This window comes from Polaromonas sp. P1_G2, assembly GCF_056405515.1.
In genome coordinates, this window is sequence record NZ_JBFUBY010000478.1 from 1 (window position 1) to 1691 (window position 1691).

Annotated in this window: 2 protein-coding genes; both read left to right on the forward strand. The window is 63.2% G+C overall.

The annotated features are described in order from the left end of the window. The coding region (locus AC1D0P_RS25430) for an aldehyde dehydrogenase family protein (protein ID WP_477679270.1) at positions 1-967 on the forward strand (967 nt) is incomplete at its 5' end. 55 nt (positions 968-1022) lie between these two features. Next, the coding region (locus tag AC1D0P_RS25435; RefSeq protein ID WP_477679271.1) for an ABC transporter substrate-binding protein at positions 1023-1691 on the forward strand (669 nt) is incomplete at its 3' end.

Genomic DNA, 1691 nt, shown 5'->3' on the forward strand with positions numbered 1-1691 from the left:
CTGGAAGATCGCCCCCGCTTTGGCCTATGGCAACACGGTGGTCTTCAAGCCGGCCGAGCTGGTCGCCACCTGCGGATGGGCGCTGGCCGAGATCATCAGCCGCTGCGGCTTGCCCGCGGGCGTGTTCAACCTGGTCATGGGCAGCGGCCGGGAAGTCGGGCAAACGCTGGTCGACCATCCCCTGGTCCATGCGCTGAGCTTCACAGGCTCGGTGTCGACCGGCGAACGCATTCTCCAGTCCGCCGCCGCGCGCCGCGCCAAGGTGCAACTTGAAATGGGCGGCAAAAATCCGCTGGTGGTGCTGGCCGATGCCGATCTTGACCGGGCCGTCGACTGCGCGGTGCAGGGTTCGTATTTTTCGACGGGCCAGCGTTGCACCGCGTCCAGCCGCCTCATCGTGGAGGCGCCCGTGCACGACGCCTTCGTTGCCCGGCTGCGCCACCGCATCGCCGCGCTCAAGGTGGGCCACGCGCTGGAACAAGGCATAGAAATGGGCCCCGTGGTTGACCAGGGCCAGCTTGAGCTGAACCAGTCGTATCTTGAGATAGGGCGCAACGAGGGCGCCGAGCATGTCTGGGGCGGCGAACTGCTGGAACGCCCGACACCGGGGCATTACATGAACCCGGCGCTTTTCCTGGCCCGGCCGGAGCACCGCATTGCGCGTGAAGAGATTTTCGGCCCCGTGGCATGCGTGCTGCAGGCCGATGACTTTGACCACGCGTTGGCCCTGGCCAACGACACGCCTTTCGGCCTGTGCGCGGGCATCTGCACTACCTCCCTCAAGCACGCCATGCATTTCAAGCGCCACGCCGAGGTCGGCATGACCATGGTGAACCTGCCCACGGCGGGTGTCGACTTTCRCGTGCCCTTCGGCGGGCGCAAGGGATCCAGCTACGGCCCGCGCGAGCAAGGCCGTTACGCCGCGGAGTTTTACACCACCGTCAAGACCGGCTACGTGCTGGCCTGAGCCGTATGAAGATCACGGGAGAGCTGTCAGTTCAATTTCAACCAAAGGAGACAACATGAAGATCAATCGCCGTACCCTCGCCGCCGCGCTCGCGTGCGCCCCTCTTGCCGGCTTGCTGCCGGCTTCGGCCTGGGCGCAAAAACCCATCGTGCTGGGATTMAGCCAGGTGGGCGCGGAGAGCGAGTGGCGCACCGCTAACACCGAATCCATCAAATCGGCCGCCAAGGACGCCGGCATCGAGCTCAAATTCTCCGATGCGCAGCAAAAACAGGAGAACCAGATCAAGGCGATCCGTTCCTTCATTGCGCAAAAAGTGGACGTGATCGCGTTCTCGCCCGTGGTGGAGTCGGGCTGGGAAACCGTGCTGCGCGAGGCAAAGGCCGCCAAGATTCCGGTGGTCCTGACCGACCGCTCCGTCAACGTCAAGGACACCTCTTTGTATGTTTCGTTCATGGGTTCCGACTTTGTGGAGGAAGGCCGCAAGGCGGGCCGCTGGCTGGTCGAAAACATGAAAGGCACCAGCGGCCAGGTCAACATCGTCGAGCTGCAGGGAACCGTGGGCTCCGCACCGGCCATCGACCGCAAAAAGGGATTTGAAGAAATCATCAAGGCCGACCCGAAGTTCAAGATCATCCGTTCGCAGACCGGCGACTTCACCCGGGCCAAGGGCAAGGAAGTCATGGAAGCCTTCCTCAAGGCCGAAGGCAAGAAGATCAATGTGCTC